This is a genomic window from Listeria kieliensis (assembly GCF_003369925.1).
In the GTDB taxonomy this organism is placed as follows: domain Bacteria; phylum Bacillota; class Bacilli; order Lactobacillales; family Listeriaceae; genus Listeria; species Listeria kieliensis_A.
In genome coordinates this window covers 584,818-609,922 of record NZ_LARY01000001.1, presented here as the reverse complement: position 1 = coordinate 609,922, position 25,105 = coordinate 584,818, and the positions used below count along the sequence as shown (strand labels likewise).

At 40.0% G+C, this 25,105-nt stretch carries 28 protein-coding genes; 10 read left to right on the top strand and 18 right to left on the bottom strand.

Annotated features, from left to right (window positions below):
• Nucleotides 1–149: 149 nt before the first annotated feature.
• Nucleotides 150–902, bottom strand: coding sequence for an inositol monophosphatase family protein (locus tag UR08_RS03120; protein WP_115752703.1), 753 nt, complete (start codon nucleotides 900–902; stop codon nucleotides 150–152).
• A 177-nt stretch (nucleotides 903–1,079) separates the two neighbouring features.
• On the opposite strand from UR08_RS03120, the gene UR08_RS03115 reads away from it, so the two are divergent.
• On the top strand, nucleotides 1,080–1,694 hold the full coding sequence (locus UR08_RS03115; RefSeq protein WP_115752197.1) for a YktB family protein: 615 nt from the start codon (nucleotides 1,080–1,082) through the stop codon (nucleotides 1,692–1,694).
• Between the two features lie 200 nt (nucleotides 1,695–1,894).
• Entirely contained in the window at nucleotides 1,895–2,839 is a 945-nt protein-coding gene (locus UR08_RS03110) for a magnesium transporter CorA family protein (RefSeq protein WP_115752196.1), read from the top strand.
• Between the two features lie 52 nt (nucleotides 2,840–2,891).
• Here UR08_RS03110 and UR08_RS03105 read toward each other — a convergent pair whose 3' ends face one another.
• The 7 genes from UR08_RS03105 to pdhA all read right to left on the bottom strand — a co-directional run bounded on the left by UR08_RS03105 (nucleotide 2,892) and on the right by pdhA (nucleotide 9,560).
• A complete protein-coding gene (locus tag UR08_RS03105; RefSeq protein WP_115752195.1) occupies nucleotides 2,892–3,425 on the bottom strand; it encodes a DsbA family protein in 534 nt (177 codons plus the stop codon).
• Between the two features lie 21 nt (nucleotides 3,426–3,446).
• Nucleotides 3,447–3,719 carry a UPF0223 family protein gene (locus UR08_RS03100; RefSeq protein ID WP_115752194.1) on the bottom strand — a complete coding sequence of 91 codons (273 nt, stop codon included), beginning with the start codon at nucleotides 3,717–3,719 and terminating at the stop codon, nucleotides 3,447–3,449.
• Nucleotides 3,720–3,924: 205 nt separating this feature from the next.
• Nucleotides 3,925–4,245, bottom strand: coding sequence for a hypothetical protein (locus UR08_RS03095; RefSeq protein WP_115752193.1), 321 nt, complete (start codon nucleotides 4,243–4,245; stop codon nucleotides 3,925–3,927).
• 114 nt (nucleotides 4,246–4,359) lie between these two features.
• Complete coding sequence (gene lpdA / locus UR08_RS03090; protein WP_115752192.1) at nucleotides 4,360–5,763, bottom strand: dihydrolipoyl dehydrogenase; 1,404 nt, start codon at nucleotides 5,761–5,763, stop codon at nucleotides 4,360–4,362.
• A 4-nt stretch (nucleotides 5,764–5,767) separates the two neighbouring features.
• Entirely contained in the window at nucleotides 5,768–7,387 is a 1,620-nt protein-coding gene (locus UR08_RS03085) for a dihydrolipoyllysine-residue acetyltransferase (RefSeq protein WP_115752191.1), read from the bottom strand.
• A gap of 77 nt (nucleotides 7,388–7,464) precedes the next feature.
• Nucleotides 7,465–8,442 (bottom strand): alpha-ketoacid dehydrogenase subunit beta, encoded by a 978-nt coding sequence (locus UR08_RS03080; RefSeq protein WP_115752190.1) that lies wholly within the window; start codon nucleotides 8,440–8,442, stop codon nucleotides 7,465–7,467.
• 2 nt (nucleotides 8,443–8,444) lie between these two features.
• Entirely contained in the window at nucleotides 8,445–9,560 is a 1,116-nt protein-coding gene (gene pdhA / locus UR08_RS03075) for a pyruvate dehydrogenase (acetyl-transferring) E1 component subunit alpha (protein WP_115752189.1), read from the bottom strand.
• Between the two features lie 745 nt (nucleotides 9,561–10,305).
• Between pdhA and def the strand changes: the two genes are divergently transcribed.
• From def to UR08_RS03060, 3 genes are all read left to right on the top strand, one after another.
• Nucleotides 10,306–10,857, top strand: a complete 552-nt coding sequence (gene def, locus UR08_RS03070; RefSeq protein WP_115752188.1) for a peptide deformylase — start codon at nucleotides 10,306–10,308, stop codon at nucleotides 10,855–10,857.
• 63 nt (nucleotides 10,858–10,920) lie between these two features.
• Nucleotides 10,921–11,922 (top strand): ThiF family adenylyltransferase, encoded by a 1,002-nt coding sequence (locus UR08_RS03065; RefSeq protein WP_115752187.1) that lies wholly within the window; start codon nucleotides 10,921–10,923, stop codon nucleotides 11,920–11,922.
• A gap of 13 nt (nucleotides 11,923–11,935) precedes the next feature.
• The gene (locus UR08_RS03060) at nucleotides 11,936–12,430 is read left to right on the top strand and encodes a MogA/MoaB family molybdenum cofactor biosynthesis protein (protein WP_115752186.1); all 495 of its coding nucleotides are present in this window, start codon (nucleotides 11,936–11,938) and stop codon (nucleotides 12,428–12,430) included.
• Nucleotides 12,431–12,479: 49 nt separating this feature from the next.
• Here the strand turns inward: UR08_RS03060 and UR08_RS03055 are convergent, their stop codons facing one another.
• The 7 genes from UR08_RS03055 to UR08_RS03025 all read right to left on the bottom strand — a co-directional run bounded on the left by UR08_RS03055 (nucleotide 12,480) and on the right by UR08_RS03025 (nucleotide 17,223).
• Entirely contained in the window at nucleotides 12,480–13,235 is a 756-nt protein-coding gene (locus UR08_RS03055) for an SDR family NAD(P)-dependent oxidoreductase (protein ID WP_205757220.1), read from the bottom strand.
• A gap of 145 nt (nucleotides 13,236–13,380) precedes the next feature.
• The gene (gene moaA / locus UR08_RS03050) at nucleotides 13,381–14,385 is read right to left on the bottom strand and encodes a GTP 3',8-cyclase MoaA (RefSeq protein WP_115752184.1); all 1,005 of its coding nucleotides are present in this window, start codon (nucleotides 14,383–14,385) and stop codon (nucleotides 13,381–13,383) included.
• 14 nt (nucleotides 14,386–14,399) lie between these two features.
• Nucleotides 14,400–14,873, bottom strand: a complete 474-nt coding sequence (moaC, locus tag UR08_RS03045; RefSeq protein WP_115752183.1) for a cyclic pyranopterin monophosphate synthase MoaC — start codon at nucleotides 14,871–14,873, stop codon at nucleotides 14,400–14,402.
• 17 nt (nucleotides 14,874–14,890) lie between these two features.
• Nucleotides 14,891–15,130, bottom strand: a complete 240-nt coding sequence (locus UR08_RS03040; RefSeq protein ID WP_115752182.1) for a MoaD/ThiS family protein — start codon at nucleotides 15,128–15,130, stop codon at nucleotides 14,891–14,893.
• A complete protein-coding gene (locus UR08_RS03035) occupies nucleotides 15,120–15,542 on the bottom strand; it encodes a molybdenum cofactor biosynthesis protein MoaE (RefSeq protein ID WP_115752181.1) in 423 nt (140 codons plus the stop codon). The genes UR08_RS03040 and UR08_RS03035 overlap by 11 nt, the downstream gene beginning before the upstream one ends.
• Nucleotides 15,539–16,027 carry a molybdopterin-guanine dinucleotide biosynthesis protein B gene (mobB, locus tag UR08_RS03030; protein WP_115752180.1) on the bottom strand — a complete coding sequence of 163 codons (489 nt, stop codon included), beginning with the start codon at nucleotides 16,025–16,027 and terminating at the stop codon, nucleotides 15,539–15,541. Before mobB ends, UR08_RS03035 begins: the two co-directional genes overlap by 4 nt.
• Nucleotides 16,003–17,223 carry a molybdopterin molybdotransferase MoeA gene (locus UR08_RS03025; protein ID WP_115752179.1) on the bottom strand — a complete coding sequence of 407 codons (1,221 nt, stop codon included), beginning with the start codon at nucleotides 17,221–17,223 and terminating at the stop codon, nucleotides 16,003–16,005. The genes mobB and UR08_RS03025 overlap by 25 nt, the downstream gene beginning before the upstream one ends.
• A 172-nt stretch (nucleotides 17,224–17,395) precedes the next feature.
• On the opposite strand from UR08_RS03025, the gene UR08_RS03020 reads away from it, so the two are divergent.
• Genes UR08_RS03020 through UR08_RS03010 form a run of 3 tightly spaced genes read left to right on the top strand, consistent with a single transcriptional unit; the run spans nucleotide 17,396 to nucleotide 19,290 of the window.
• Nucleotides 17,396–18,067 (top strand): molybdate ABC transporter permease subunit, encoded by a 672-nt coding sequence (locus UR08_RS03020; RefSeq protein WP_115752178.1) that lies wholly within the window; start codon nucleotides 17,396–17,398, stop codon nucleotides 18,065–18,067.
• A 1-nt stretch (nucleotide 18,068) separates the two neighbouring features.
• Nucleotides 18,069–18,728, top strand: coding sequence for an ATP-binding cassette domain-containing protein (locus UR08_RS03015; protein ID WP_115752177.1), 660 nt, complete (start codon nucleotides 18,069–18,071; stop codon nucleotides 18,726–18,728).
• Entirely contained in the window at nucleotides 18,715–19,290 is a 576-nt protein-coding gene (locus UR08_RS03010; protein ID WP_115752176.1) for a molybdenum cofactor guanylyltransferase, read from the top strand. The genes UR08_RS03015 and UR08_RS03010 overlap by 14 nt, the downstream gene beginning before the upstream one ends.
• 34 nt (nucleotides 19,291–19,324) lie before the next feature.
• On the opposite strand, the gene UR08_RS03005 is transcribed toward UR08_RS03010, so the two are convergent.
• The 3 genes from UR08_RS03005 to UR08_RS02995 form a co-directional block, all read right to left on the bottom strand.
• Nucleotides 19,325–19,675, bottom strand: a complete 351-nt coding sequence (locus UR08_RS03005) for a hypothetical protein (protein WP_115752175.1) — start codon at nucleotides 19,673–19,675, stop codon at nucleotides 19,325–19,327.
• A gap of 12 nt (nucleotides 19,676–19,687) precedes the next feature.
• A complete protein-coding gene (locus UR08_RS03000) occupies nucleotides 19,688–21,586 on the bottom strand; it encodes an OPT family oligopeptide transporter (RefSeq protein ID WP_115752174.1) in 1,899 nt (632 codons plus the stop codon).
• A gap of 222 nt (nucleotides 21,587–21,808) precedes the next feature.
• On the bottom strand, nucleotides 21,809–22,579 hold the full coding sequence (locus tag UR08_RS02995) for a Cof-type HAD-IIB family hydrolase (protein ID WP_115752173.1): 771 nt from the start codon (nucleotides 22,577–22,579) through the stop codon (nucleotides 21,809–21,811).
• Nucleotides 22,580–23,028: 449 nt separating this feature from the next.
• Here UR08_RS02995 and UR08_RS02990 point away from each other — a divergent pair, with 449 nt between their 5' ends.
• Nucleotides 23,029–23,238 (top strand): DNA-dependent RNA polymerase subunit epsilon, encoded by a 210-nt coding sequence (locus UR08_RS02990; RefSeq protein ID WP_115752172.1) that lies wholly within the window; start codon nucleotides 23,029–23,031, stop codon nucleotides 23,236–23,238.
• Nucleotides 23,239–23,243: 5 nt separating this feature from the next.
• Complete coding sequence (rnjA, locus tag UR08_RS02985; protein WP_115752171.1) at nucleotides 23,244–24,911, top strand: ribonuclease J1; 1,668 nt, start codon at nucleotides 23,244–23,246, stop codon at nucleotides 24,909–24,911.
• The last annotated feature ends 194 nt before the right edge of the window (nucleotides 24,912–25,105 follow it).

Below are 25,105 nucleotides of genomic sequence, written 5' to 3'. Positions count from 1 at the left end.
AAGACCAAAACTGCATTCTAGCCTAAATAAAGAGGAAAATAATGATTATTTTCCTCTTGCAGCCGATCGATCCGTTAAATTCAACTCACCTATTATAACACAACTTTATGAAAGAAAACACACATTTGTTTTTAGAAAAGCAATTTTTTTCATTTCCGCAAATAAGAATCTCGAAGTTCTTGATAAACTTTTGGTAGCGCAACGATTGAAGTTCCCTTGTGAAGCATATCAATTTTTTCACCGGAAAGCCTTGAAACGATGCAGCCAAGCTCTTCGGCAATAATTTTGGAAGCCGCTACGTCCCATGGCGCAAGATTCGCCGCAAGATATGCCCCGGCGCGACCAGTTGCAACTACCATGAATTCAAGTGATGCAGCCCCGTAAAGACGTAAGCCGCGAGAAACTCGGATGGCCTCTTTTAATTTTGGATAGAGCTTCACCGCGCTTAAATTGGCAATGAGAAGGCTATTTTCTACTCCGCGCTTTTGGCTCACCTTTTGGATTGGTTGTCCATTTAGCGTCGCTCCTCTTCCTTTTTCTCCCCTATATAAATCGTCTTTTGCAACATCGTAAACAACTCCAAATTCACCAATACCATCCAGATATAGCGCAACAGAAATCGCAAAATCACGCTTTTGTTCGACAAAATTAAGCGTACCATCAATCGGGTCGATAATCCAAACAGCCCCATCAAGCGATTCTATTTTATGCTCTGCATTTTCCTCTCCAAAAACTTTGTGTGTTGGAAAAAATTGTTTTAAATAGCGTGTAAAAAGAGCTTCAATATATTGGTCAACCTCTGTCACCAAATCATTGCGATTAGACTTTGTTTCAATTCGCAATTCTTTTTCAAAAGAAGTTTCAATATACTGCTTTGCTTCTATAAGAAATTCATCCATCATTCGCTTGGCTTGTTGTATCACTTCTTGCTTATCCACATGATCCGCTCCTTCAATTTGTTATCTTTATTTTAGCACAATTAAACTTTGCTTGTGAAGAAAGCCAGTTGTTTTGCTATGCTAGTTGATCTTTTATATAATGAAAAATAAGCATGACTTCAAACTAGGAGGAATCAAAAAATGACTGAAGCTTTTTCAAAAAAGGATTTTAAAGCAATGAAACAACCTGGACTCGATGCAAGAATGGAAGCTATCCAAACCAAAATCCAACCAAAGTTCCAACAGCTAGGGGAAACGTTAACTTCGTTTTTAAGCTTAGAACTTGGAAACGAGATGTTTCTACATATCGCAAAGCACGCTCGTCGTTCCGTAAACCCACCGGAAAGTACATGGCTAGCTATTGCAAATGATAAGCGCGGTTACAAAAAGCACCCACATTTCCAGGTGGGGCTATTTGATGATCATGTTTTTGTGTGGCTCGCTTTTATTTATGAAAACAAAGAACGACAAAAAATTGCTGAACGCTTTTTAAAGCAAGAAAAATTGTTTAAAGAGCTATCCACAAATAATTTCAGCCTTTCAAAAGACCATACCGTTCCAGATTATTTTCCCCTTCAAAAAAATTCATTAGAAGAGACACTTGTTCGGTTTCGTGACGTTAAAAAAGGAGAATTTCTTGTTGGTAAAGTTTACCAGGAAAATGATCCGATTTTGCAATCGCTCGACAGTTTTTTACTGGAAGTTGAAACGGTTTTCGATAAACTGATCCCTCTCTATCGGCTTGCCATAAAATAACCATGTACAAATGGCTCTAAAGCCGTTATAATGGTAGAGTTGAATACGAAAGGGAGTGAATAATCTAATGAAAAAAATGAACCAAAAATCTAGTGATCCTGATCCGCATCGAAGTTTAAAGAAGCCGGTTCATTTTGCCTTAGATTACTTCCGAGGTGCGATGTACCTGCTTAAATGAAAAGATTGAGGAGGTTTTAGCGATGCACCAAATTTTTAAATCAAATGCGGATGGAAAACTAGAAGAACTAGAAATGCCTGAACGCAATGCTTGGGTAAATATTGTGGCCCCAACATCAGAAGAAATTAACCAAATCGCAGAAGAATATCAAATCCCACTCGAATTCTTGGAAGACTCTCTCGATAAAGATGAGAGCGCTCGTATCGAACGAGATGATGATACAGATTCTGTTTTAATCATCTGTGACTTCCCTGTTGCAGATGAAGATGATATCCATTACGCTTCTTTTGAAACGGTTCCAATGGGCATTATTTTGACAAAAGATTATTTTATTACGATTTGTACGATTGATAGTTCCATCATTCAATCTTTTGTAAAACGAAGAATCAAAGGCTTTTATACACATATGAAAACACGTTTTGCTTTGCAGATTCTTTACTTGATTTCCACTCAATTCTTACGTCACTTGAAGCGTTTGAACCGTCAAACTGATGATATTGAAAAAGAATTGCATGAATCTATGAAAAACAAGCAACTTTATGATCTCATGGGGATTGAAAAAAGTTTGGTTTACTTTGTCACCGCTCTAAAATCAAATAAGCTTGTGCTTGATAAAATGATGCGCCAAAACATTGTTAAAATGTATGAGGAAGACCAAGATTTGCTTGAAGATGTGATCATTGAGAATCGTCAGGGTATCGAAATGGCGGAGGTTCATTCCAACATTTTAAGTGGAATGATGGATGCCTATGCGTCAATTATTTCTAACAACATGAATATTGTTATGAAATTCTTAACTTCTTTTACTATTATTTTAACGATTCCAACGATGGTATTTAGCTTTTATGGGATGAATGTTGATTTACCGTTTATGCATATGCCGCTTGCTTGGGTGTTAACACTTGGGATTTCTTTTGGAATTGCTGGCACCCTTGCCTTCGTTTTTTGGCGTCGTAAGTTCTTTTAAAAGCCAAATAAAAAAAGCTGTATGCACGATTTTTACGCGCACACAGCTTTTTTTATTTACCAAATTCTTCATTAAGCAGTGCTGTTAGTTCATCTGGTGTGATGTGTTCATCAAAAATATGTTCACCGACAACAACGGTTGGTACAAGCGTTACGTTTGCACGTCCTGCCTCTTCAATAATCGCTTTTGTCGCTTCTTTGTTATTTTGCTCTCTTAAGTCTAGTTTTGTTTCCATATATTGCGCCACTTCTTCAAGCGACAGATTTCCCCACTCATCTTGTGTTTCAAAAATTTTATCCATAGCAAGCCAAGCTTCAAATGGAGCTTCGTAGTTCAAATAACGATGCGTTACGTTACCACGTTGTAAAGATTCTTTTTCTTTATCAAAAGGTTTAATGACTAGCTCAATTTTTCCTTCTTCGATAAACTTTGTTAAAATGTCTCGAGATTCTTCGTGCCATTTTTTGCAGTAAGGACAACGCAAATTGACAAATGACATCACTTTTACTTTTGCATTTTCACTTTTTGCAAGGTGAATTCCTACTTCTGGTTTGACTTCTGCTGCTTTGATTTGACTGATATCCATTCTAACTTCCTCCTCTTTTTCTTATGGTCGCATCTTGATTGTACTTGTTGTTGTGTTTTTCACGAGTTTCATAACTTGATAAGGTGAATATCCACTTGCGGCTTCGAATTCTTTTCCGAGTTGTTTTTCTTCCCCTATAGAAGGAACAACTTGTTTATACTCACGATAGCGCTTTTTTAACTCCTGTACATCAATTCCCGACTCATATGCTTTCTCAATGGACTCGAAATAGCGAATTACGGTAACAATTTCTTCTTTTGTCCAGTCCATATTTAACGGATAACTATAATTCATTTTTTTCATTCCTCTCGGAAAACTTCTAAAATGGCTAGCGCTTTATAAAAACGAGTAGCTTTCCACAATTTTCTAAGGGAAACTTGCTGTTTCTAGCCTACATTCCTTATTTCTATAATAGCATGTTCCGGATTTTGTTTACAAAAAATGCGCTTCATGGCACAAAAAAACTTCAGCTTTTCACGAACTGAAGTCCCTTTTGTTATTAATAGCTGTGCGCTTCTGCATGTCGTTCCATGTAATCCATTCTCACAAAATGGAGACCGATGAAAAACAAAACGGGCATGAGATATTGCAAAATAAAGACGATACTGTAACGCAAGAAAACACTTGCAATCGGTAGTGCGATGACTGGATTTGTGAATGGTGTGAGGATGATCCGAACAACTGCTCGCCAACCATCTGTTGAATGCATTTCATGAATAAAACCGACGCCAAAATTGATCAGTGTGAGCACGAATAAACCGCCTGCTAAGATCATCAAGATGATAAACAAAAAACGCGGCATATGAATTTGTCTCTCCATTTTTTAACACCTGGATTCTTATTGGATTTTATGAAATAAATACTTCTCCTTATCTGCCCTTTCATTCTAGCAAAAAAATCCGCTGTTTACAAACATGTAAACAGCGGATTGACTTTAAATATGGATTGGACGGCCAAGGGCTAACTCAGCTGCTTCCATTGTTAGTTCGCCAAGAGAAGGATGCGCATGGATCGTAAGTGCAATGTCTTCTGCTGTAACGCCTGTTTCAATGGCAAGCCCAATTTCAGAAATAATATCAGATGCGTTGATTCCGGCTACTTGGGCACCAAGAACAAGTCCATCTTCTTTACGTGTAACAAGACGAACAAATCCTTCTGGTGCATCAAGTGACAAGGCACGTCCATTTCCACCAAGTGGGAATTTCGACGCTTTCACATCAATGCCTTTTTCTTTCGCTTCTTTTTCTGTCATACCTACAGACGCAAGTTCTGGATCACTAAATACGACAGCAGGAAGTACTGTATAATCGTTTTCAGCTTTTTCACCAGCGATTGCTTCTGCAGCTACTTTTGCTTCATAACTTGCTTTGTGTGCAAGCGGAACGCCTGGAACAATATCACCGATTGCAAATACGTTTGGAATGTTTGTACGGCCTTGTTTATCTACTTCAATTAAACCGCGTTCTGAAACTTTCACACCAAGTTGTTCAAGTCCAATTTCATCTGTATTCGGACGGCGACCTACTGTTACAAGCACATAATCCGCGTCAATTGTATGCGTTTCACCGTTCGCTTCATAAGTTACTTTCACGCCATCTTCTGTTTCTTCAGCCGATTTAGCAAGCGCTTTTGTAACTATTTCAACGTTTTTCTTCTTCAAGCTACGTTTAACAAGCGAAACCATATCTTTTTCGTAAGTCGGCAAGATTTCTGGGCCGCCTTCTAAAATTGTCAATTCTGTACCGAGGTTGGCAAAAGCTCCACCTAGTTCTGTTCCAATATATCCGCCGCCAATTACGACTAACTTTTTAGGAACTTCTTGAAGTGCTAGTGCACCTGTTGAATTCAAAACACGTTTGCCATATTTAAAGCCTGGGATTTCAATTGGACGAGATCCTGTTGCAATAATGACATTGTTAAATGTATAAGTTTGTGCAGAATCTTCATGAATAACGCGAAGTGAATGTTCATCTACAAAGAACGCTTCCCCACTCACCATTTCCACTTTATTCTTTTTAAGAAGGCCTTTAACGCCAGTTGTTAATTTGTTAACAACGCCGCCTTTCCATTCTTGAGCTTTTGTGAAATCAAGATCTACTTCTTTTGCTTTCACACCCATATGCTCAGAATCGCGGGCTTCTTCAAAGCGGTGACCGATAGTGATTAGTGCTTTTGAAGGAATACAGCCAACGTTTAGGCAAACACCGCCGTAATATTCTTTTTCAATAATCGTGACTTTTTGTCCAAGTTGTGCAGCGCGAATTGCAGCTACATACCCACCAGGGCCAGCACCGATAACTATTGTATCTCTTTCTTCTGGAAAATCTCCTACAACCATTATTTTACGCCTCCATTAGTAATAATTCTGGGTCGTTCAGTAAACGTTTGATATTGTTCATTGCTTTTTGAGCTGTTGCCCCGTCAACAACACGGTGGTCAAAGCTTAGAGAAAGCGCTAAGACTGGTGCTGCAACAATTTCGCCATCTTGAACAATCGCTTTTTCAGCAATACGACCTACTCCTAAGATAGCTACTTCTGGATAGTTGATAACTGGTGTGAACCATTGTCCACCAGCAGAACCAATGTTGGAAATTGTTGCTGATCCATGTTTCATTTCATCAGCAGTTAGTTTCCCGTCACGTGCTTTTCCAGCTAATTCGTTAATTTCATCAGAGATAGCGAAAACTGACTTCATATCTGCGTGTTTCACAACAGGTACATACAAACCGTGATCTGTGTCTGCCGCAATTCCGATGTTGTAGTAATGTTTATAAATCAATTCTTCTGTTGCATCATCCATCGTTGTATTAAGCACAGGGAACTCTTTCAAAGTAGCTACAAGCGCTTTTACAATGTATGGCAAGAAAGTAAGTTTAATTCCTTTTTCAAGCGCAACTTCTTTGAAACGTTTTCTATGTGCCATTAGAGCTGAAACTTCGATTTCGTCCATTAGCGTAACGTGTGGCGCTGTGTGTTTCGAATTCGTCATTGCTTTTGCAATCGCACGACGAGTTGGTGTAAGTTTTTCGCGTGTTTCTGGGAACTCATCACCTGCAGCTGGAACTGGTTTCTTCGCCGCTTGTGGTGCTGCTTCTGTGGCTTTTGTTTGTTCGCCTGCAGGAGCTGCTGCTTGCGCCGGTTGTTCTCCGTTTAGATAAGCATCAACATCTGCTTTTAAGATACGGTTGTTTTTACCAGAACCCGCAACTTCGCGAATGTTTACGCCTTTTTCACGTGCATATTTACGAACAGATGGCATTGCAATCACAAGTCCATTTGGATCTTTTTGAGCGGATGGAACACCGTTTCCACCAGATGGAGTAGCCGTAGCACTTGCTGCTTCTGGTGCCGGTTCTTTTGCTTCTGGTGCCGCAGGAGCCGCACTACTGCTTTCAGCGCCTTCAAAATCTCCTTCAAAAGTGACAAGAACTTGTCCGACAGTTGCAACTGTTCCTTCGCCAACTAAAATATCTTTAACTGTTCCATCAACTGGAGATGTAATTTCTTCAACTGATTTATCGTTTTGGACTTCAAAAATAGCTTGATCTTCTTCTACTTGATCGCCTGGTTTGATAAACCATTTCACGATTTCGCCTTCATGAATACCTTCGCCGATATCTGGAAGTTTAAATTCAAAGATTCCTTTGCCACCACTAGCTGTTTTTGCTTCCGCTGGCGCTTCGGCAGGTGCTGCTGGTTCTTCAGCATCATTTTCGTGACCTTCTACTCCGTCAAAAGTGACGAGCACTTGTCCAACAGTCGCCACTTCTCCTTCAGCTACTTTGATTTCTTTAATTGTACCTGAAACGGGCGAAGTGATTTCTTCAACCGATTTATCATTTTGTACTTCGAATAAAGACTCATCTTCTTCGATTTTATCGCCCGGTTTTACGAACCATTTGACGATTTCGCCTTCGTGGATACCTTCACCAATATCCGGTAATTTAAATGAATATGCCATTCTAATTAAGCCTCCTGTTTTAGTCGTTTATCCAAAAGTCAAAAGGCTTCAAGAAGCCTTTTGACCAATTCTTTCAATTAAAATGCTAGAACTTCTTTTACTCGTTCAATAATATCATTATGGTTGGGTAGCCAAACAGTTTCCGCTTGTGAGAATGGGAAAATACTGTCTGGAGCACTTACACGCATAACAGGTGCTTCAAGAGAAAGGATAGCACGATCATTGATTTCGGCAATGACATTTGCAGCTACTCCACCTTGTTTTTGTGCTTCTTGAACCATGACAACACGATTCGTTTTCTTAACAGAAGCGATGATTGTATCTGTATCAATTGGACTGATCGTACGAAGATCAATCACTTCCGCAGAAACGCCTTCTTTTTCAAGCGCTTCAGCAGCTTTGATAGATTCTTGAACCATTGCACCGTAAGAAATGATGGTCACATCTGTTCCTTCGCGACGAACCGCAGCTTTTCCAATTTCAACTGTGTATTCACCTTCTGGAACTTCTTCACGGAAAGAACGATAAAGTTTCATGTGTTCAAGGAATACAACTGGATCGTTATCGCGAATTGCCGAAATAAGTAATCCTTTTGCATCATAAGGAGTGGATGGAATAACCACTTTAAGCCCTGGTGATTGTGCCATTAAGCCTTCCAAATTATCAGCGTGAAGTTCAGGCGTATGCACACCGCCACCAAATGGTGCACGAATTGTAATCGGTGCGTTTCTTGTTCCACCAGTACGGTAGCGCAAACGAGCCATTTGACCAGCTACGGAATCCATTACTTCAAAAACGAAGCCAAAGAATTGAATTTCTGGTACGGGACGGAAGCCCTCAAGCGCAAGACCAATTGCTAAGCCGCCAATTCCTGATTCAGCAAGTGGTGTATCAAAAACACGATCTTCACCGAATTCATCTTGCAAACCTTCAGTTGCACGGAATACCCCACCGTTTTTACCTACGTCCTCTCCAAAAACCAAGACGTTTTCATCGTTTTTAAGTTCAACTGCAAGCGCATCTGTAATCGCTTGAATCATTGTTTTTTGCGCCATGATTATTTCGACTCCTTCGCTTCATAAATTGCCAATTGTTCTTTTACGTTGGCTGTTGGAACTTCATACATATTTTTAAGCAGATCTGTCACTTTTTGTTTAGGTGTTGCGTCTGCTTCTTTAATAGCTTGTTTGATTTCTTCTTTTGCACGATCAATCACTTCGTTTTCTTTTTCTTCATTCCATAAACCTTTTCCTTCAAGGAAAGCACGGAAACGAACGATTGGATCTTTAAGTTCCCATTCTCCGTCAAGTTCTTTCGTACGGTAACGAGTTGGATCGTCCCCAGAAAGTGTATGCGGACCATAACGGTAAGTCATCGTTTCAATTAAAGTAGGACCATCTCCGCTTACACCACGTTCACGAGCAAATTTTGTTGCTGCATAAACTGCAAGTGGATCCATTCCGTCTACTTGAATACCAACGATTCCTGCTGCTGCAGCTTTTTGAGCAAGTGTTGGAGCAGCTGTTTGTTTTTCACGTGGTGTTGAAATCGCAAATTGGTTATTTTGCACAACAAAAATGGCAGGTGCATGGAAAGCTCCAGCAAAGTTCACACCTTCATAGAAGTCCCCTTGTGACGAACCACCATCACCTGTGTAAGTGATTGCTACTGCATCTTTTTTGTGTTTTTTAAGTCCTAGTGCTACACCAGCTGTTTGTACAATTTGTGCCCCAATGATGATTTGAGGAGGAAGTACATGTAGATTTTCTGGTAGTTGGTTACCAACAAAATGTCCACGAGAAAACAAGAATGCTTTTGTTAGTGGTAAGCCATGCCAAATCATTTGCGGAACATCACGATAGCCAGGAAGAATATAATCTTCTTTTTGAAGCGCATATTGGCTTGCAAGTTGAGAAGCTTCTTGTCCAGCTGTTGGTGCATAGAAACCCAGACGGCCTTGACGATTTAACGAGATCGATCTTTGATCTAGAACACGAGTCCAAACCATACGTGTCATCAGTTCAACTAGTTGTTCATCCGTCAAATCCGGCATTAAATCAGGATTCACCACTTCTCCTTTTTCATTTAGAATTTGAACCATTTCAAATTGCTTGGAAATCGCATCGAATTGCTTTTTCACATCAACTATTGCCTTCTTCGTTTTAGAAGCCATTACGTACATCGTCCTTTCGTTAGAAAAATTCGTAATCGGAAAATGAATGCGCCATCATTCACATTTCCAAAACACTCTTTTGCAAAACCTGATTATGCACTACAAAGATTTAGAATCCATAATAAATTATAGAAGAAATTCTCCTGATTGCATCAACTTTGTGGCTAAATCTAAGGAATTCTTCTTCTATTGCACTTGTTTATAAGGCTACAGTCCATTCCAATTTGTCAGATTGTGTTTATTCAAAAAGGGAATGAATTGATCCATTCACAATCTAAACGAACTCACAAATCCATCTGCTTTTCAGAAAAAACAACTGTTTTATTTTTCATTCAAAACCTTAGTAACACACTAACCTTCTCTTTTAATTTACACTAGTATTTAATTGAAGTCAATATAATGATTTTGCTTTTTTTATCGCTTACAATCGTTGTGTTACTTAGATTATTCGCTTTTCACAAACTGTACTAAAATCTTGATACCGTCGATCTAACTGTTATATAATATCAAAAACCTATTGTTATTACACCACATTATCCAAAAAGTAAAACTTAACCATTTAGTTTGTGAATTCACAAACTAAATGAAGATAATCTAAACAATGAAGACGAATATATGTAGTTTATATCTTTAAATTGTTCGGATTTAGTAAAAAAGAAACTGCCACAGCACAAAGTAATTCATTCCTTTTTTTAAAAACTTTTGTTACAATAAGTAAAGAACAAAAACAGGAGAGGCGAAAAAAATGATTTTAATGAAAGATATCGTTCGGGAAGGTCATCCTGCGCTTCGTGAAGTAGCAAAAGAAGTGACTTTTCCTTTAACAGAAGAAGAAAAACAATTGGGGCGTGATATGCTCACCTTTTTAAAAAATAGCCAAGACGAAGAAATTGCTGAAAAGTATGGTCTTCGTGGCGGGGTAGGTCTTGCAGCTCCTCAACTCGCTGTAACAAAACGAATAATTGCAGTTCATGTTCATGACGATAAAGAAAAGCTTTATAGCTACGTCCTTTACAATCCAAAAATTAAAAGTTATTCCGTTCAAGAAGCTTGTCTTGCTGGCGGTGAGGGCTGTTTATCTGTTGATCGTGAAGTTCCGGGTTACGTCGTACGTAGCGAACGTATTACAGTTGAAGCCTTTGACGAAGATGGAAATCCGATTAAACTACGGTTGCGTGAATACCCAGCGATTGTTGTTCAGCACGAAATCGATCATTTGAACGGCATCATGTTTTATGACCACATCAACAAGAATAATCCTTCTTATCTGCCACCAGATGTCGATGTACTCGGTTAAATTTATCCAAAGATGCCCCTTTTTAATGAAAGCGGGCATTTTTTTGAGTAAAGGAGGATCTAGATGGATCGCTACGATCGTCAAATGCGTGTCCGCCAAATTGGCACGGATGGCCAAAAAAAAATTATGCAAGCAACTCTTTTAATCGTTGGCATTGGCGCGCTCGGAAGTTATGCGGCAGAACTTGCGACACGGATGGGATTTAAAAAGCTCATCTTGATTGATCGTGATTTTGTCGAATGGAGCAACTTGCAGCGGCAAACGCTTTTTACGGAGCAAGATGTCCAGGATAAACTTCCAAAGGCTTATGCTGCTAAAAAACACCTTGAAGCCATTAATCGGAACGTTCACATTGAAAGTATCGTTGACGATGCGAACCTTGAAACACTTTCCGGCTACGAAAGCGAAGTGGATGCCGTGCTTGATTGCACAGATAACTTTGCGACGAGGCGCTTTTTAAACGCGTTTTGCCACGCGCATGATCTGCCATGGATTTATACGTCTTGTGCAGGAACATACGCCAGTGTCTTCCCTGTTCGAAGCCAAAATTCTGCTTGCCTAACTTGTTTAATTGGCGAAACACCTCAAACAAATGAAGCTAGTTGCGATTTGATTGGCGTTCACGCACCGCTCATTCCGATCACAGCAGGTTTTCAAGTGTCGCTTCTCACACGTCTACTTTTAGATGAGAACTTTGAATACAATGTGTTTTATCAATTGGATAATTGGACGATGACGTTCCAATCCTTGAAAGTGGCTAAACAACCGGATTGTCCTTCTTGTGGATCCCATTCTGGTCTAGAAACAAATTTTTCGGAAAAACCCGTTGCACTTTGTGGGAAGGACACTGTTCAATTTCGTTTACCAAGCCGTAAGCGAGCTGAGTTCACACAAATTACCAAGCGACTTCAGGCTGAAGAAATCGAATTTAGTCAAAATCCTTTTATTCTCACCTTTAGTTTTTCAGCATATACGTTTTCCGTTTTTAAAAATGGTCGTGTACTCATTCATGGGACAAGCGATTTGACCGAAGCTAAAAAAGCTTATCATCATTTTTTTAATTAAGGAGGGTTGTCATTTGCACGATTCAAATGTAACAAGTGTCGATTGCGCGGTCTTAACCATTAGCGATACCCGAACGCTTGAAACCGATACTAGTGGAGCGCTCATCGCCGAATTGCTAGAAGCAAATGGACATCACATTTCAGAGCGTCTTCTCGTTCCCGACGACGCTAATGAAATTCGTGCCGCTCTTAAAATTATCGAAGAAAAACAAATTTCTTGTTTGATTTCAACGGGCGGAACAGGAATTTCTAAACGGGATGTGACTTTTGAGGCGCTTTATCAACAAATTGAGCAAGAAATTCCAGGTTTTGGCGAGCTATTCCGAATGATTAGCTATCAAGAAATCGGTTCTAAAGCAATGGCTTCACGTGCTTTTGCAGGTTTTACTGCGAAAGATAGCTTGTTTTTTGCCTTGCCCGGTTCGAAAAACGCGGTTCAAACGGGGATGCAAAACTTGATTTTACCTGAACTTCCCCATTTAATTGCCGAGCGAAGAAAGCAAGCATAATAAAAACGCTTCAGAAAAAATTCTGAAGCGTTTTTATTTAAGAAGAGAATCAAACGATATTGGTTACGCCGCCATCCATTACGAATTCTGCTCCCGTTGAAAAGGCTGAATCATCAGAAGCTAAAAACAGCACCATTTTCGCAACTTCTTCGGGTTTTCCCATCCGTCCAAGCGGATAACTCTTATCAAGTTCACGTTTCGTCAAATTAAGTGTTTCTGAGGCATAGTTTGCCATTTGTGTTGTGATGTATCCTGGATGAATTGAATTAATTCGAATCCCTTTAGATGCGTATTCTGCCGCTGCATCTTTAGTCATTAAGCGAACAGCTCCTTTACTAGCTCCGTACATCAAGTGACCCGGACTTCCCTTTAGTCCAGCGATGGAAGAAGCATTAATAACAGAGCCCGAACCCGTTTTTTCAATTTCTGGCAGCACGTGTTTAAGTCCCAAAAAGACACCTGTTACATTGATGCCCATCATTCGGTTCCAGTCATCCATCGTGATTTCTGGAATGGGCTTAATCACATAGATCCCCGCATTATTGAATAGAATATCAATTCGTCCAAAAGCCTCTTTCGTTTTCTTGACAACCGTTTCCCAGTCGGCTTCTTGACTGACATCTTGTTTAACAAAAAGCACGTCTTGGCTTTCTTTTTTCAGTTCATTCAATGCTTCTTCACCAGCTGCTTGATTAACATCCGTGAAAACAACTTTCGCCCCTTCTTTCAAAAAAAGCAACGCGGTTTGAAAGCCTATTCCAGCCGCTCCCCCAGTAATAATCGCAACTTTGTCTTGTAATTTCATGATTTAATCTCTCCTTTGATATTTTAGAAAGCGCTTTACAATTTAAGTTTACGCCTACACTTTGAGGATGTCAAAGAATCAAAATCCAATTCTCCTCTTCTACTGCACGTAAAAAGCGAGAATCACACGTGATTCTCGCTTTTACTCAACCGCCTATTTGACTCATGCGACGCCAAGTCGGTTTATGTGATGTCGCTTCGTCTTGTAACTTAAGCGCCATTTCATGATTCTCAGGTTTATTATCGATCGATTGCTTCACAAGTCGAATCAATTCTTCAGGATCTTTTTGAATATAAGGCCGAATGTTTAACTCTTCATCCCAGTATAGGCAAGCTTTAATATACCCATCCGCCGTAAGTCTCAAGCGATTGCAATTATCACAGAAATGAGAGCTCACAGGGTGAATTAAGCCGAAAGAACCTTTCGCTCCTTTTAAGCGATAGTTTTCAGAAGGACCATTCCCTTTTACCGTATCAATCGGTTCATATTCAAGCCCTTGTTCCTTGCATTTTTCAAAAATCGTTTCGAGTGACAAATATTTTTTCTTCCAACTGTTTCCAGCATGACCAATTGGCATGTATTCAATGAAACGAATATTGATATCTTTGTCTTTCGTAAACTCAAGAAAATCTAAAATTTCATCATCATTTTGTCCTTTGATTAAAACCACATTCAGTTTAATCGGGAATAAGCCAACTTCTTCTGCTTTTTTCAGCCCATCAATTACTTTTTGAAGTCTTCCCCCGCGTGTGATTTCACGAAAGCGATCTTCATGAAGGGAATCAAGACTTACATTGATTCGTGTGAGCCCTGCTTCTTTTAGTGCTTCTGCTTTTTTGGCAAGATACATCGCATTCGTCGTAACTGCGATATCTTCGATTTCTGGAATTGCCGAAATTCCTCGAATGATTTCAACAATATCTGTCCGAAGTAGCGGCTCACCACCCGTTATTCGCACTTTTTTGATTCCAAACTGTACCATGACTTTCATGAAATCAATAATTTCATCTTTTTGCAGTACTTCATCATGAGGCAAAAATTTCAATCCCTCTTCTGGCATACAATAGACGCACCGCAAGTTACAACGGTCTGTAACGGAAATTCGAATATAATCATGGACGCGTCCAAAACGGTCTGTTAATAGTTCCATTTTACAACCTCCTGCTATTTCGACGAATAATCGCCGCTTTTTCCTCCTGATTTCTCAAGCAGACGTGCTTCTTTTAGTTCCATCCCCCGGTCCATTGCTTTACACATATCATAAACAGTAAGTCCTGCGACAGTTGCGGCTGTCAGAGCCTCCATCTCTACACCTGTTTTCCCAACGGTCACAACCGTTGCTGTTATTTGGAGGGTATCTTTTCCATTATCTTGGAATGACAAATCCGCTTTTGTTGTCATAAGTGGATGACACATCGGAATCAGTTCACTCGTTTTTTTAGCAGCCATGATCCCAGCTACTTGCGCAACTGCTAAGACATCACCTTTTTTAATTTGTCCGGCTTTGATGCGCTTAAGTGTTTCTTCCTGCATCCAAACTTTTACTTCTGCTACCGCAACACGACGCGTCTCTTCTTTTTCTGTCACGTCAACCATCTGCGCGCGGTTTTCTGCGTTAAAATGTGTCAGTTGATCCATTTCCTTTTTTCACTTCCTCATCCGCCGCTTACAGGTGGAATCACGGCAATTTCTTCAATCGTTTCCGGAAGACGATCTTCATCCTGTTTAAATTCCATGTTAACAGCCAGCATACAATTCGGCAAATCTAACGCAATCTCAGGAAATTCACTGCTAATCAAGTCGCGCAGCTCTCCGACATACGTACAGCTCGCTGGATTTATTTCACGCTCTTCGCCTGTTTTTAAAGCCAAGTGAGCAAAAAATTTAATTTTCATGACGCGTCGAACCTCCCCATCTGATTTTATCTGTATCAAACTCTTCTTTCCAAATCGGCACGCATTTTTTTAATTCTTCAATAATCAGCCGAGAAGCTTCATAGCTTTCTGCTCGGTGTGCCGTAGAAACACCAATAAAAACCGCAATATCGGAAAGTTCTAGTTCTCCTAAGCGGTGCACAATAACAACGCTTGCATCGTACTTCTCTTCCACACTTGTAGCAAGTCGTTCCATCTCTTTTAAAGCCATTTCCGCATAGGCTGTATAACGAATTTTCTCGGTATGAACTTCGCCTGTCCATTCGCGAATGGTCCCTGTAAATGTATTGATCGCTCCATATTTTGGATTAATCAGTTTTGCAAACAACGGCTCAATCTCAATTTTTTCTTCCGTTAGTGCGACGTATTTCATACTAAAAACTCCTCTATCAATGATTCGGCCAGTTGTTCACATTGCTCCTCTTCTGCTACAAACTGGATGTGCTTTTCGGCAAGTGGTTGAAATGAAGCAAAGGTAAGCACTTCTTTCAAGCTTGCTTGAAGCTCCACATATTCCTCTAAATTTTTCACAAACACAATTTTTGGAAAGGGCGCGTCTTTAAAGCCTTCAATAAGGACTAGGTCTGTTTGCGGCAAGTGCTCTAAAGCTGCCTTTAAGGAAAGACTCACGTTACTAAGAAGGGCAAACTTACGATTCGACGTAAGCGCCACGTGATCCGCTCCACTTTCGCGAAAGCTAAAACTGTCAGTTCCTGCATGATCCATCTCAAAATCATGGGCATCATGCTTTAAAGCTGCTACTGTGAACCCTCTTCTTTTGGCTTGTTGAATGAGCTGATTCATAAAAGTGGTTTTCCCACTTTTTTTATAGCCTACGATTTGGAGGATAACAGCCATACCCGAACCTCTTCTCCTTTTGCTTTTCCCACTTTGCCACGTGGAATCATAATCAAACAATCAGCAAACGGAAGGTTGCCAAGTGAACTGGACATGTCACTTCCGACAGGCTCTACTTGATACTCCCCATTCGAAAAATATGCCTTGCCTCGCAAAAAGCGATCATAGCCATTATTTTTCAAATAATCTTGAGCCATAATGCCTTTTACTTCCAAAATGCTTGATGGCTTCCCAGAAAATTTTCGAAGCGCTGGTTCTGCAAACAAGTGGAAACCTGTAAAACAAGCGCCAGGATTTCCTGATAGCGCGAGAAGTAGCGTTCCTTCAAATAGCATCGCCGTTGTTGGACTCCCAGGCCGCATTTGAATTTTATTAAATAGTAGCTTCGCTTCACGTTTGGCAATCTCCGCCATAAAATCAAAATCACCAACAGAAACACCGCCTGTTGTTAAAATCAAATCCACTTCTCCCGCAATTTCTTCAAGGCGCGCTCGTGTCGCTTCATAATCATCCGAAAGCGCCTCGTGATACACGACTTCCGCCCCGTAATCTTCCGCAAGTGACACAAGAAGCGGCTCATTGCTATTATAAATCTTACCATCTGGTAAAGTGTCTCCAGCCGCAACAAGTTCAGAACCAGTCGAAAGAATGGCAACTTTAGGTTTCGGCCAAACTTTCACTTCTGTTACGCCAAAAGAAGCTAGCAAGCTAAGCGAGCCAGCATTTAGTTGATGGCCTTTTTCAAGTAACAAATCGCCTGTTTGAAACTCTGTCCCGATCTCCGTAATGTTACTGTGTGGTTGCGAATTGATCAGTCGAATTTCTTCTGGTTTCTCAACCACTTGTGATTGTTCAAGCATAATGATTTTAGATGCACCTTCAGGAACTTTCGCCCCCGTCATAATTCGCACCGTTTCGCCTGGATTCAGACGTTTGTTGTAAGTCGCGCCACACGGAACCTCTGCCACAACTTGGAGCGTAATTGGGAAATCGTGATCGTCTTCCGCACAAATCGCGAAGCCGTCATAGCCAGAACGACGAAAATAAGGCGACGGGAAAGGCGCATAAATGGACTCAGCCAAAACCATTCCTCTTGCAAGAAAAAGCGCAGCCGAAACAGGCTGTAAACGCTCCACATGCTCCGTGATCAATTGTCTTGCCTCGCTAAAAGGAATCGTTGCTCTTCTTTCTATCATATTTTCCTATCCCCTTTTCACAATCTGTAACCGTTTTTTTCATTACTATAATACCGTAATTCAAGAAAAATGAACAGCAAATCCCTTTTTTTCTTAACTTTGGTTTGACAGTTCTCGCTTTATCGCGCCATAATAAAAGAAAAACAATTTTATGCTAACTTGGAGGATTTTTATGTTTACACCTGTCTGGCATTCAATCTTTATTGCCCTTTTATCAACGGCGATCGCGTTTCTTGTGATGCTGCCGCTCAGTTACTATTTTGCAAAACGAAATTCAAAATGGCAGCTTCCCATCGAAACGCTCATTTTGCTACCGCTTGTTTTACCTCCGACGGTTGTTGGTTTACTCCTTTTAAGTCTTTTTGGGAAAAATAATGGCTTTGGTGCATTTTTATTTGACACCTTCCACTTCAGCTTTATTTTTTCATTAGCTGGCGCAATCATCGCGACAACAATTATTATCTTGCCGATTATGTATCAAGGCTTGAAAGCAGCGTTCCTCTCGATTGACCATGAACTTGTGTGGGCGGCCGAAACGCTTTCGGCCACTTCCGGTCAGATCTTCCGAAAGGTTATTTTGCCCAACTGTTGGCAACCCATTTTAGCTGGTATTTTACTCAGTTTTTGCCGAGCAATGGGCGAATTTGGAGCCACGCTGATGGTAGCAGGTTATATTGAAGGGAAAACAGATACGATTGCTTCAAGCATTTATTTCATGGTTCAGCAAGGCGATATGCGTACCGCTTTTTATTTAGGGCTATTTAATTTGCTCATCGGCGTTGCTGCTCTCTTTATCATTCACGTGCTTACCGTCCGCCAAAGCCAACTTATGAGGGGGATGTAAGATGAATTTGAAACTTGCCTTCACAAAGCAAATGCCGTTTCACGATTTAAAAGTAGACTATGAATTTAATGCGCAAATTACTGCCATTATGGGAGCAAGTGGCGTTGGTAAATCTACTTTATTTCAATGTATCAGCGGATTAAAACCGATCGACCAAGGAAAAATCGAGTTTGGCGAGCTCTTGTTTGAAGATACCTCTATTTCTTTGCGCCTTCCTGCTTCTGAGCGAAAAATTGGTTATTTATTTCAAAACTTGGCGCTTTTTCCTAACTTAAATGTTTATGAAAATATTGCTTTTGGTTTAAAAGTAAATAAAATAACGCGAAAAAATAAAGAAGCGATTGAAAGACAAGTTCGCTATATCAGTGATTATTTACAAATTTCTCATCTTCTCTATTCGTCTGTGCAAAAGCTTTCTGGTGGTGAGAAACAGAGAGTCGCTATGGCACGAGCAATGATCGTAAATCCGAGGTTACTGCTACTGGATGAACCTTTTAATGGGCTTGATGAAGAAACCCGCTTTATTTGCATGGATCTCGTTCGGGAAATGGCGCGCGATTTTGATATTCCGGTTATTTTTGTCACGCATTATCGTTCTGAAGCGCAAATGCTCACAAATGAAATTCTTCGTTTAAAGGGTGGTCAACTTGAAAAAGAATAATCCATTAAGAGCGATTGTACTTGCTGGTGGTAAATCAAGTCGTTTTGGCAGTGATAAAGCTTTTTATAAGCCCGAAGGAAACTCGCTTTGTTTTATCGAGCAAACTGTTCAAAAGCTTGAAAAATTCACTCGCGAGATCTTTATTTCAGTCAATCAAGCTCAAATTCAGCAGATGGAAAAGCTTTTTTATTCCAAAAAGTCTGTCCAGCTGGTTCCTGACTTAAAAGAAGTGGTAGAGTACGGGCCGCTTGGAGGGCTATATAGCGTCAGTCAACAAGATGCAAGCGATGCGGGGCAAAGTTATCTTATTTTGCCTGTTGATTTGCCGCGCCTTACAGAAGAGGAGCTCAAAAAGCTTGCACGCGCTCATAATGTGTACGCGGCAACCCCACAAAAGGAGCATTTTTTAGTGGCGCATTTGCCTTTTTTTAAAGCGGAAATTGAAGAGTCAGTTGCACACGGAGAACATCGTGTCAAGAATCTGCTGGATCGACTTAATAGCAAGCCCCTTTTGTTCCCTCCAGAAGCCGAGGCTCGCTTTTTCAATCAAAATGCAAAATAAGAGCAGTTGCCGAGTTCTCGGCAACTGCTCTTTTTCAGTTTTGCGGTTTATTTTTCCATTTTAGCCAACCGTAAGAATCTACGATTTGAAGAAAGCGAACCAAGCGTGCAAGGCTCATCCCGTCTTCATTTCCAAAAGCTTCATTAAAATCAACTTCTAATTCAGCCACATTTTTAATGCCATCAAGACGTTTTAAAATAAACGCACCTTCAACATCTAAATTAATTTTTCGGAAAGCCGGTTGTTTAAAAAACCGAATCGCGATTTTTTCAATTGGATTTTTTCGCTCGATCACAAGAAAGCTATTTTCTCCCTCGTCTACGACCTGTAATTTTTCTTTCAATACAGGAATTTGATCGATCAAATTGACTTTTTTTCGCGCCACATTTTTCACCTCTTAGTTTGTTTTCTTACGAGGAACTGTCGCGATATAAAGTAGTGCACAGATGATAACAAAGACGATGAATGGGAGCCACTGATTGTCGAGTAGAACATCTGCTGGAATAATGTTTAAGTTAAGCGAAATGATAAAGGCAATCACAACGCCAAGAAGTGATTCACCGGCGATCAAACCAGACGCAAATAGCGTTCCGCGTTCAATCCGTGTATTACCTTCTTCTTTTTCTTTCTTACGCTTAATAACACCATTTACGATCATGCGAACGAACCCACCGAACATAACTGTTGCACTAATGTTAAGTGGCAAGTAAAGACCAACGGCAAACACAAGCGAATTAAGGCCCATAAATTCTACAACAATGGCAATTGACACGCCAATAAAGATTAAATCCCACGGCAAGTTTCCATTTAAGATTCCTTCCGCAAGAATCTTCATCAGCATCGCTTTTGGAGCTGGGAGTTCTGCTGACCCCATTCCATAAGCGTTATCAAGTAGTGTCAAGATATAGCCCATGACAAGACCACTTGCTAAGACACCAATCATCATAGCAACTTGTTGTTTCCACGGGGTACCACCAACGAGATAACCTGTTTTAAGATCCTGAGAAATGTCTCCTGCAACGGCGAGCGCTGAACATACAATAGCTGCAACCGTCAAGGTTAACAAGATACCTTCATTGCCATGATAGCCGAAAGCTTTGTAAACAAGTGCTACGATCAGAAGGGTTGCGATTGTCATACCCGAAACAGGTGAAGACGAACTTCCGACAATCCCAACAATCCGAGATGCTACAGTTACAAATAAGAATCCAAAAATCCCAATTGCCAGTGCGCCGATAATCCCAACGTTTGTGAATGGATCAAACGCAATGACAAGCAAAATAGCCGCTGTACAAATCAACACCCATTTCATCGGAATATCACGGTCAGTTCGTTCAAGTTCCATTAAATGATGTTTCTTATTTTTACTCATGCTTTGAACAGTGCTTCGAAGGGTTTGGAAAATCGCTGGCAATGTCTTAACAAGTGTAATTAATCCACCGGCTGCAACAGCTCCAGCACCAATATAACGTATGTAATTATCCCAAATTGCCGCTACGTCTAAATTACGCAAAGCTTCAGTTGCTGGAAAAATAACTTGGGCACTTTCTCCTCCAAAGAATGCGATCGTTGGAACAAGTACTAGTGAAGCCATCAAACCACCGGCTACCATTTGCCCAGCAATTTTAGGTCCAATAATAAAGCCAACCCCTACTAATGCAGGATAAATTTGAGTTCCTACAAAAGCGTTTTGGAATTTAAAGACACCCACTTGGATTTCGCTTTTAAATAATTTAAATCCATCTGTCAACACTTTGACAAGTCCACCGGCTACAAAACCAAGTGCAACAAGCTTTGCTTGTGATCCACCCGTTTCACCAGATTTTAGTACTTCCGCACAAGCCGTTCCTTCTGGATAAGGCAAAGTTTCATGTTCATTTACAATCAGCATCCGGCGAAGCGGAACCATCATGAATACACCCAAGAACCCCCCAGTTAGAACGATGAAAATCAACATAATTTGATTGATTTCAACGCCAAGTAAGAATAAGGCAGGAATCGTAAATACAGCTCCTGCTCCCAATGCTTCCCCAGCTGTCGTCATCGTCTGTACGATGTTGTTTTCAAGAATTGAATCACGTTTAAATATACCTCTTAGAATCCCCATTGAAATAACGGCTGCAGGAACTGACGCCGAAACCGTTAAACCAACTTTCAATCCGAGATAAGCATTAGCCGCACCAAAAAGAACCGCTAAAATAATCCCCAGAACAATCGAAAAGCCTGTGATTTCTGGAAGGGATTTTGATGCCGGTACATAAGGAACAAATGGCTTGTTTCCTTTTTGCTCACTCATTTGAACACCCCTTTTTCGTCATTGAACTTTTTATTTAATTCCTTGCTTTACTGCATAAAAGCAACTGTTAATATCTTACACTCCCGTGCGTGATTTGACAAACCTTTTTCAAGAAATCGTGCAAAAAATGACAATTGACCCCACAGAAAAAGAATCGTTTTTTCACAATACAGGACTTTCAGATTACAAGAGTTGTTTTTGTTCCTAAAAGTTAGAATAATTTTACAACAAGCCGATTTGCTTCAAACCATTCAAAATTCCATCTTCAGATACAGAAGTTGTCACATAATCTGCAACGGCTTTTACTTCTGGACGTCCATTACCCATCGCGACGCCGCAGCCCACTTCCTGAAGCATATCAATATCATTCAGCCCATCGCCAAATGCATATGTATCTTCCATGGAAAAGCCTAGTTTCTTAATCATATCGCGAATTCCGCGGGCTTTTGAGCCATCACTTGGACAAACATCAACAGAAACATCATGCCAGCGCATAAAACGGTACTGCGGAAAGTTTTCGCTATAAAACGCATCGAATTCTTCTTCGCAAAAAAGTAGGCACTGATAAATGTTTCGCCCTTTATAATAATTTGCATCTACTTTTGGATATTCTCGTTTGAGCGATTTCATGCCTTGAGAAACCCCAGGGTGATTTGGCAAATTGACACGCATCGTATCACTTGCTGAGAAAACAATCGGATGATCATTTTCTGTTGCCACTGTAATTAAACGTTCTAATGATTCTTGTGGGAGTGGATTTTTTAGTAATACTTCTCCTTCAAAAATCACATATTGCCCGTTATAGCATACGAGCGAATCAATATTCAGTTCTCTTCGAACATCATCTAGCATAAAAGGGGCTCTCCCTGTTGCAATCGCTACATAGATTCCCTTCTCCTGTAGCGCCTTGATAGCTGTTTTTGTGGAAGCTGGAATTTCTTTATTATCATCAAAAAGCGTCCCATCCACATCGAAAAAGACAATTTTACTCATAATCTACTCCTTCACCCAATCTATTTATCCGCTTCCAGTATATCAAAAAACAACCTAAAATGGTTGTAAAAGCACGAAAAAGAACTTTTTTTCAAAAATAAAAGCACTTTCCTGTAGCATTTATGTTTTTTTATGGTATATTAGAAAGCAAGGATATAGTTCGGATAAAGTAAGAAACCTACAACGAAACGGAAAAAATCAGATTTTAATGCAGTTTGCTTGTCAAAGAATTTGTGAAAATTCATGCTGAGCAACTCGCAATTAAAATCTTGCAAAAGAAAAGCGCGACACAAGTTTGAAAACTCGAGAACTGTGATTGTTTTCGTTTTGCCTTTTTCAGTTTTTCTGATGCTGTATAACTAAATATATCCGTCAAAATCGACTTAAAAGTTCGGATTAAGACTTGATTTCCTAACTTTTGAATATTTACTATTAAAGGAGAGAAAAAAATGATTTTTAAAGTATTTTATCAAGAAACAAGCACCGAAACACCGGTGCGTGAAAAAACACATTCACTTTATATCGAAGCAAATGATGAAGTTGAAGTGCGCCAAAATTTAAAAACTGAGCCTTTCCACATCGAACACATTGATGCGCTTAGTGAAAAGCATCTTGCTTATGAAGAAAGGCAACCAGACTTTAAGCTCTGGAAGAAATAAGTTTTATGAAATTCGTTAAAAATAATGAAACAGCTGTTTTCGCTTTGGGTGGACTTGGCGAAATCGGCAAAAATACGTATGGCGTACAATTTCAAGATGAAATCATTTTAATTGATGCTGGAATTAAATTTCCAGAAGACGAGCTTCTTGGAATCGATTATGTGATTCCAGATTATAGCTATCTCGTTAAAAACAAAGAAAAAATCAAAGGGTTATTTATCACCCACGGACACGAAGATCACATTGGTGGCGTACCTTATCTTCTTCGTGAAATCAATATTCCAATTTACGCGGGAAAACTTGCAAGTGCACTTATTCGCAACAAATTAGAAGAGCATGGCTTGCTGCGTCAAACCAAAATCTATGAATTTGAGGAAGAGGACGTTTTTAAATTCCGAAAAACGAGCGTTTCTTTCTTTAGAACAACACACAGTATTCCAGATACTTATGGGATTGTTGTTAAAACTCCATCTGGAAATATTGTTCATACTGGTGATTTTAAGTTCGATTTTACACCAGTTGGCGAACCCGCTAATTTAACGAAAATGGCAGAGATTGGAAAAGAAGGCGTCCTTTGTCTGTTATCCGACAGCACAAATGCTGAAGTTCCAAATTTCACGATGAGTGAGCGCGTCGTTGGTGAAAGCATCAAAAACATCTTCCGCGACGTTCCTGGACGTATTATTTTCGCTACTTTTGCATCGAACATTTATCGCCTTCAACAAGTTGTCGAATCTTCTATTGAAACGGGACGTAAAATTGCCGTATTTGGTAGAAGTATGGAGTCAGCCATTACGATCGGTCAAGAACTGGGCTATATTAAGGCTCCTAAAAACACATTTGTTGAAGCCAATCAAATTAATCGTATTCCTGCGAATGAACTAACTATTCTTTGTACTGGAAGTCAAGGTGAACCGATGGCCGCGCTATCACGAATTGCGAATGGCACGCACAGACAAATCCAAATTCAACCTGGCGATACCGTTGTCTTTTCATCGTCCCCTATTCCAGGAAACACGATCAGTGTAAACCGGACCATTAACTTGCTTTATCAAGCTGGCGCTGAAGTTATTCATGGGAAAGTTAATAATATCCATACTTCAGGACACGGCGGCCAACAAGAGCAAAAACTAATGCTTCGGTTGATGAAACCCAAATTCTTCATGCCAATCCATGGTGAATACCGGATGCAGAAGATTCATGCTGAGCTAGCTGATGAATGTGATGTTCCATTAGAAAACAGCTTTATTTGTGGGAACGGAGATGTTCTTGCTTTAACAAGTGATTCTGCACATGTTGCTGGTAAAATCCAAGCCGCAAGCATTTACATTGATGGTAGCGGTATTGGGGATATCGGAAATATTGTTTTACGTGATCGTCGTATTCTCTCAGAAGAAGGACTTGTTACAGTTGTTGTTTCGGTTGATATGGATAAAGCTAAAGTGATGGCTGGTCCTGATATCATTTCACGTGGATTTATCTATATGCGTGAATCAGGTAATTTAATTGGCGAAGCACAGAACTTACTAAAACGTCAGTTAGAAAAACTGATGAAGAGTAAGAATCCACAACGTTCGGAAATAAAAAATGAAATCACTGATACGCTTCAACCGTTTTTATATGAAAAAACAAAGCGTCGTCCAATGATTTTACCTATTATTATGGAAGTATAAAAAGCTTCATGTCAGCTTAACTGCTGGCATGAAGCTTTTTTATTTATTCATCATTATTCGCCGTTATTCAGTGAAAAACAAATGAAAAAATGACATAAATTTGTCAATTTTATAGGGATAACTCTCGGAAAAACAACGACAAAAAAAGCCGACCACTCCTGTTGGTTCGACTCAAATTGACTGTTAGAATAAAA